The 6,714-nt window shown below is 67.1% G+C and carries 8 protein-coding genes; 6 read left to right on the top strand and 2 right to left on the bottom strand.

What is annotated here, in order from left to right; genetic code table 11:
* On the top strand, positions 1–890 hold an 890-nt coding region (locus VN856_RS09910; RefSeq protein WP_325688455.1), incomplete at its 5' end, for a CaiB/BaiF CoA-transferase family protein.
* A 23-nt stretch (positions 891–913) separates the two neighbouring features.
* Here the strand turns inward: VN856_RS09910 and VN856_RS09905 are convergent.
* A complete protein-coding gene (locus tag VN856_RS09905; protein ID WP_325688453.1) occupies positions 914–1,222 on the bottom strand; it encodes a WhiB family transcriptional regulator in 309 nt (102 codons plus the stop codon).
* 336 nt (positions 1,223–1,558) lie between these two features.
* Between VN856_RS09905 and VN856_RS09900 the strand changes: the two genes are divergently transcribed.
* From VN856_RS09900 to VN856_RS09890, 3 genes are all read left to right on the top strand, one after another.
* On the top strand, positions 1,559–2,374 hold the full coding sequence (locus tag VN856_RS09900) for a hypothetical protein (RefSeq protein ID WP_325688451.1): 816 nt from the start codon (positions 1,559–1,561) through the stop codon (positions 2,372–2,374).
* A gap of 83 nt (positions 2,375–2,457) precedes the next feature.
* Positions 2,458–3,036, top strand: coding sequence for a sigma-70 family RNA polymerase sigma factor (locus VN856_RS09895; RefSeq protein WP_325688449.1), 579 nt, complete (start codon positions 2,458–2,460; stop codon positions 3,034–3,036).
* Positions 3,029–3,709, top strand: a complete 681-nt coding sequence (locus tag VN856_RS09890) for an anti-sigma-D factor RsdA (protein ID WP_325688447.1) — start codon at positions 3,029–3,031, stop codon at positions 3,707–3,709. Before VN856_RS09895 ends, VN856_RS09890 begins: the two co-directional genes overlap by 8 nt.
* A gap of 31 nt (positions 3,710–3,740) precedes the next feature.
* On the opposite strand, the gene VN856_RS09885 is transcribed toward VN856_RS09890, so the two are convergent.
* Positions 3,741–4,154, bottom strand: coding sequence for a DUF5319 domain-containing protein (locus tag VN856_RS09885; RefSeq protein ID WP_325688445.1), 414 nt, complete (start codon positions 4,152–4,154; stop codon positions 3,741–3,743).
* 209 nt (positions 4,155–4,363) lie between these two features.
* Here VN856_RS09885 and guaB point away from each other — a divergent pair, with 209 nt between their 5' ends.
* Positions 4,364–5,953, top strand: coding sequence for an IMP dehydrogenase (guaB, locus tag VN856_RS09880; protein ID WP_325688443.1), 1,590 nt, complete (start codon positions 4,364–4,366; stop codon positions 5,951–5,953).
* A 28-nt stretch (positions 5,954–5,981) separates the two neighbouring features.
* The coding region (locus tag VN856_RS09875; protein ID WP_325688457.1) for a GuaB3 family IMP dehydrogenase-related protein at positions 5,982–6,714 on the top strand (733 nt) is incomplete at its 3' end.

The following is a 6,714-nucleotide window of genomic DNA, read 5'->3' as shown; positions in this document are numbered from 1 at the left end:
GTTTCGGCATCGGCGTCGACCAGATTCGCGCCGCCAACCCCGAGATCATCTATGTGCGCGGATCCGGTTACGGCCCAGAGGGTCCCGACGCCGACCGGCCCGGCTATGACGGTGTCTCCTTCTGGTCGCGCGGCGGCATCGCCGATGCGCTGACCCGCGATTCTCCGGAGCCGGTGATGCAGACTCCGGCGTTCGGCGACCTGATGGGCGGGCTGACCATCGCCGGCGGCATCGCCGCCGCGCTGTACAAGCGCAAGGCGACCGGTGAGACGTCGATCGTGGACGTCTCGCTGCTGGGGCTGGCGGCCTGGGCAATGACTCCGCAGGTGACCGCGGCCAACCTGTACGGCGGCGACCCGATCCCGACGTTCACCCACCGCGAGATGCCGAACCCGCTGGTGGGCAACTACCAGACCAAGGACGACCGCTTCATCACGCTGATGATGCTGCAGGGCGACAAGTTCTACCCCGAGTTCATGACGGTCATCGGCCGTAGCGACCTGATCACCGACGAACGCTTCGCCGACGGCCACAACCGCTTCACAAACCGCGGCGAGCTCATCGACATCATGGACGAGGAATTCGCGTCAAAAACCGTCGACCAATGGCGCGAGATCCTCAAGCCGCTGTCCGGTGCCTGGGCCATCCTGCAGAAGTCCAGCGAGCTGCGCGACGATCCCGCCGTCATCGCCAACGGCTACATCCCGACGGTGAACGCGATGAACGGTAAGCCCTACATCCTGCCGACCAACCCGGTTCAATTCGACGGTCACCATGTCCAGCCGACCGGTGCGCCCGAACACGGGCAGCACACCGAAGAGATCCTGCTGGAAGCCGGGGTCGACTGGGACAAAATCGAGCAGTACAAGCAGGACGGGTCGATTCTGTAAGCGCCGACCCGTCCCGGCCCGAACTAGGCGCTGCGGCGGATGCCGCGCGTTCTGCTGATGTCCCGCTTGAGCAGCAGTTCGCGCTCGGTCTCCGACAGGCCGCCCCAAATGCCATACGGCTCACCGACGTCCAGGGCGTGTGCGCGGCACTGGGCCATCACCGGGCAGGTGCGGCACATCTCCTTGGCCCGGCGTTCACGCTGCAGACGGGCCCGACCGCGCTCACCGTCCGGGTGGAAGAACACCGAGGAATCCACGCCGCGGCAAAGGCCGTGTAATTGCCATTCCCAAATGTCTGCATTGGGACCTGGTAGTTGCTCTGGTTGCGGCATTGATGTCCCTCTCTTCAAGCCAGTTCGCGATCATGTATGTCGTCAACTGAATCGAGCGGGTCGTCGGTGACTACTCGTCTACGCAAACGTAGAGGTGCTAGGGAATTTCCGTCAACAGGCTGTAATCTGCCGAATGCTGAAGTGCGGCTTGGGAATTTACCCCGAGTTCATCGACGCCCTGAGTCCGCTGAGCCGAGGAGTGCATGTTGACCCCGTGCTATGTGGAAATGTCGCAGCTCGCGGCCGAATCACAGCGCAAGCACAACAAATATGATCATCGACGGATTTAATACCGGTGTAACTCAGAAACCATGAAGTTTTAACGGGTAGCCCGCCGTGATACATATCTCTCACCGCTCGTCAGTCGAGTCAGAACTTGTCGCCGTCGCGTTCGGCGACCGGCCCGGGCGGTGGCCGTTACCTGCAGCCACAACACCGCGTGAGCAGTGGTTACATGCGGTCGGCGCCGGGGGACAGGGCCGCTACGGCACTGCGTACGCCGACCTTGCGGCGCTGCGGGCAACTGCGCCATCGGACCGGCTTTCCTCGCTGGCTCATAGCGCACACGCGTCGTTTCTGCGCCAGCTGGGCTGGCACGGTCTCGCCCGCGGTCTGGACGGTCGCGCATGGGCGCTCGCCGATCACGACCCCGAGGCGGCCGGCGATGCGCTGACCGGGCTCGCCGCCGACGCGCTGGGTGTCGGGCGGCTGGCCGCCGCGGCGGCGCTGCTGCAGCGGGCGGACCCGTTCGTTGCGCAGGCGCCGCCCCGGCTGGCGATACGAAAGGCCTGGGTCGCGGCTGAGCTGGCGATGGCCGGCGGTGATGGCGGCAACGCAGTCCGCAACGCGGAGGTGGCGGTCGAGCTGGCTGCGACGACGCTGGACGGCTCGGCGCGGCACCGTGCCAAGAGCCAGGTGGTGCTGGCCGCGGCGCTGTGCAGCTTCGGCGCGCTCGAGCGGGCGCGGGATGTTGCCGACGCGGCGCTGGAGCTCAACGGCCAATTGGGGCTGGTGCCGCTGCGCTGGGCGGTGGCCTGCTTACTCGTCGACCTCGGCACGGAGACCCCGACCCGGATCGCGGAATTGCGAGACCTCCGCGACGACTGCGCCCGCCGCGTAGAGCACTGGGGCGGAGCCTGGCGGAAGCTCTAAGTATTGCTGGGTCACTATGGTCGTAATGAAGTCCCATCGAATCGGACGATAGCCGGTTCGTAACGCTGGAGATGTTGCCGTCGATGACAACACAGGAGGAACGTCTCGACGCTGTTGTTGCCGACGCTGTAGCCGGCGATCGAGACGCGCTTCGGGAGGTGCTGGAGACGATCCGGCCGATCGTGGTCCGATACTGCCGCGCCCGAGTTGGCGCCTTCGAACGCAGCGGTCTGTCGGCCGATGATGTGGCACAGGAGGTTTGCTTGGCCGCCGTCATGGCGCTGCCGCGCTATCGCGACCGCGGCCGCCCGTTCTTGGCTTTCGTGTACGGCATCGCCGCGCACAAGGTGGCCGACGCGTACCGTGCCGTCGGCCGCGATCTTTCCTACGCCACGGAGTCCGTTCCGGAACGCTGGTCGGCCGAGCCCGGTCCCGAGCAGGTGGCGATCGACGCCGACTCCGTCACCAGGATGAGCGAGTTGCTCGAGATTTTGCCGGACAAGCAACGCGAGATCCTGATCCTGCGGGTGGTCGTCGGTATGAGCGCCGAGGAGACCGCCGCCGCTGTCGGAAGCACCGCCGGTGCGGTGCGAGTTGCCCAACACCGCGCGTTGGCGCGGCTGAAATCCGCGATCGCCGCGGCAGGACGAGATTATGTCTGACCCGTTTGTCACACCTTTTGATCAGCCCGATCCGGATGCGGTCGCGCGCAGCGAGCGGTTCGTCGACGCCTTGGCCAGACGCGAGCCGGTCGATTTCGTCGATGTCGGCGACCCCGGCGATACCGGGGACCGGGCGCTGGCCGGGCTGCTGGAGGACTGGCGCGACGAGCTGAGGGTGCAGGGGCCCCGCGGGGTGTGTCCGGAGCAGGACGCGGTGGCGGTGCTGAACCGCGGGCTGGGAGCGCGCCGGCGTGCCCGGCGCCGGACAGCCCTGGTCAGCGCGTTGGCCGCGGCCGTCCTCGGTGTCGCGGGATTCGGGATGCTGTTCGGGGAGCCCGCGTCCGTGCACGACGACCAGATCGCCGTATCCGCCGAGACCGACTTGGACCAGGTTCGGCAAATGATCGCCCTCGGCCAATGGGATCAGGCTCAGGACAAATTGGCCGCGGTCGGCGCGCACGTGCGGACGGTCAAGGACAACGGCCGCAAGCAGGGGCTCATCGACAAGGTGAACCTGTTGAACGCGAAGGTCGCCAGCCGCGACCGTGGAGCGCCGACGCCATCCAACGCACTGCCGGGCACCGCCCCGGCGGTCAGCGCAACAGCCACCGTGGAGCTGATCCCGCCGGACGATCCGGTAATCACGGTTGCGCCCAACTTGTTTGGTGGCTAGGCGGACTCAGTCGTAGAGAAGAGGGAGCCGCTCAGCGGCGCCCGTGAAAGCCCTCGGTGTCCGTGGTGGCCTCGTTGAGCGAGGCGTCGGCATACCCGCGGCAGTAATCCCAGGTCACGTAGGAATCGGGCTCGGGGTCGTAGGCCGGCTCGTGCGGACGCACGGTGCCGTCGACCAGCAGCTGAAGTAGGTTGGCGCGCAACATGTCCCAGTCGTGATAGTGGTCCTGCTGACACTCGTCGCAACACACCACCAGGCCGCGAATACCTTTGTGCGCCAACAAAGCCTCGTACACCGCCAGATCGGCCAGATCGGCCTCGACCGCCATCCGCTCCTGGGGGTCCAGCGGTTGACCGGGTTCGACCGCGTCCAATGCAGCCGACGGATCGCAGGGGTCGTCGGCAAACGGGTCGGGCGGCAAACCGGGCGGAAGGTAGTCGCGCACGGCTCCACATTACGCAGCAGGGCGGTCATCACGCCAGCGATACCCCGCGGCCCAACCCCCATGTCGCCACCTCGCGGAGCCTTCAGCGGCGCGGGTGGTCAGCGGCCGAAGCCCCATGTTGCGCCTTCTCCGGCGCGCGTCGTCGGCGGTGGTCGGGCGAGCCGATAGGATGGCATTCTCACTCCGCGCGCATATGGGAGGCCCCGGCAATGTCATCTGGCTTGTCCCGTCTCGAAGGCAGCGGCGACCTGATTGTCACGTCGTATCCCCGGGTGGGTGGTTTCCCGGACGATCCGGTACCGACCGGCGGTGACGACCCGCAGAAGATCGCGATGCTGGGACTGACGTTCGACGACGTCCTGCTGCTGCCGGCTGCGTCCGATGTGGTGCCAGCCAACGCCGACACGTCCAGCCGGCTCACCAAGAAGATCCGGTTGAAGGTCCCGCTGGTCAGCTCGGCGATGGACACCGTCACCGAGTCCCGGATGGCGATTGCGATGGCCCGCTCCGGCGGCATCGGCGTGCTGCACCGCAACCTGCCGATCTCCGAGCAGGCCGGACAGGTCGAAACCGTGAAGCGCTCTGAGGCCGGCATGGTCACCAACCCGGTGACCTGCCACCCGGAGAACACACTGGCCGAGGTAGACGCCATGTGTGCCCGGTTCCGGATCTCCGGTCTACCGGTCATCGAGGGTGCGGGCCAGCTGGTGGGCATCATCACCAACCGCGACATGCGCTTCGAGGTCGACCAGTCCAAGCACGTCGGCGAGGTGATGACCAAGGCCCCGTTGATCACCGCCCAGGAGGGCGTCAGCGCGGACGCGGCGCTGGGCCTGCTGCGCCGGCACAAGATCGAGAAGCTGCCGATCGTCGACGGCCACGGGCGGCTGACCGGTCTGATCACCGTCAAAGACTTCGTCAAGACCGAACAGCATCCGCTGGCGACCAAGGACAGCGACGGCCGATTGCTGGTCGGTGCCGCGGTCGGGGTCGGCGACGACGCCTGGGTGCGGGCGATGACGCTGGCCGACGCCGGCGCCGACCTGCTGGTGGTCGACACCGCGCACGCCCACAACCGGTTGGTGCTCGACATGGTCGCCCAGCTGAAGGCCGAGGTCGGCGATCGGGTCGAGGTCGTCGGCGGCAATGTCGCAACCAGGTCGGCGGCCGCCGCGCTGGTCGAGGCCGGCGCCGACGCGGTCAAAGTCGGCGTTGGTCCCGGGTCGATCTGCACCACCCGCGTGGTGGCCGGTGTCGGGGCACCACAGATCACCGCGATCCTGGAAGCGGTGGCGGTCTGCGGGCCGGCCGGTGTGCCGGTGATCGCCGACGGCGGACTGCAGTACTCCGGCGACATCGCCAAGGCGCTGGCAGCCGGCGCGTCCACGACGATGCTGGGATCGCTGCTCGCCGGTACCGCCGAGGCGCCCGGCGACCTGATCTTCGTCAACGGCAAGCAGTACAAGAGCTACCGCGGCATGGGGTCGCTGGGCGCCATGCAGGGTAGGGGAGAGGCCAAGTCTTACTCCAAGGACCGCTATTTCCAGGACGACGTGCTGTCCGAGGACAAGCTGGTGCCCGAGGGCATCGAAGGCCGAGTGCCGTTCCGCGGGCCGCTGTCGTCGGTGATCCATCAGCTCACCGGCGGATTGCGTGCCGCGATGGGCTACACCGGCGCCGATACCATCGAAGGTTTGCAGCACGCGCAATTCGTGCGGATCACCGCGGCAGGTTTGAAGGAAAGCCATCCGCACGACATCACGATGACCGCCGAAGCGCCCAACTACTACGCCCGGTGAACTGATCGAAGGACCACTCATGCGTGACATGGTTGAGATCGGCATGGGCAGAACAGCCCGGCGCACTTACGAACTCGACGAAATCAGTATCGTGCCGTCGCGACGCACCCGCTCCTCGCAGGACGTCACGACGGCCTGGCAGCTCGACGCCTACCGGTTCGAGATTCCGATCGTCGCGCATCCGACCGATGCCCTGGTGTCGCCGGAGTTCGCCATCGAACTCGGTCGGCTCGGCGGGCTGGGCGTGCTCAACGGCGAAGGGCTGATCGGCCGCCACGCTGACGTCGAAGCCAAGGTCGCCCAGGTCATCGAGGCGGCGGCCAAAGAACCCGAGCCGTCGGCGGCCATCCGGCTGCTGCAGCAGCTGCACGCCGCGCCGCTGGACCCCGAACTGCTGGGTGCTGCGGTGGCTCGCATCCGCGAGGCCGGGGTGACCACAGCGGTCCGGGTGAGCCCGCAGAACGCCCAGGCGCTGACACCCGCGCTGCTGTCGGCGGGCATCGACCTGCTGGTCATCCAGGGCACCATCGTCTCGGCCGAACGTGTCGACAGCCACGGCGAGCCGCTGAACCTCAAGACCTTCATCTCCGAACTCGACGTTCCGGTGGTAGCCGGTGGCGTACTCGACCACCGAACCGCGCTGCACCTGATGCGTACGGGCGCAGCCGGCGTCATCGTCGGCTACGGGTCCACCCAGGGCGTGACCACCACCGACGAGGTGCTGGGCATCAGCGTGCCGATGGCCACCGCGATCGCCGACG

Origin of the sequence: Mycobacterium sp. (assembly GCF_035603715.1) — a bacterium.
Classification (GTDB): domain Bacteria; phylum Actinomycetota; class Actinomycetes; order Mycobacteriales; family Mycobacteriaceae; genus Mycobacterium.
This window is presented reverse-complemented; position numbering and strand designations above follow the sequence as displayed.

Coding starts and splice junctions, on each gene's coding strand:
- VN856_RS09905 (WP_325688453.1), bottom strand. CDS start 1,222: ATGCCGCAACCAGAGCAACTACCAGGTCCCAATGCAGACATTTGGGAA.
- VN856_RS09895 (WP_325688449.1), top strand. CDS start 2,458: ATGACAACACAGGAGGAACGTCTCGACGCTGTTGTTGCCGACGCTGTA.
- VN856_RS09890 (WP_325688447.1), top strand. CDS start 3,029: ATGTCTGACCCGTTTGTCACACCTTTTGATCAGCCCGATCCGGATGCG.
- guaB (WP_325688443.1), top strand. CDS start 4,364: ATGTCATCTGGCTTGTCCCGTCTCGAAGGCAGCGGCGACCTGATTGTC.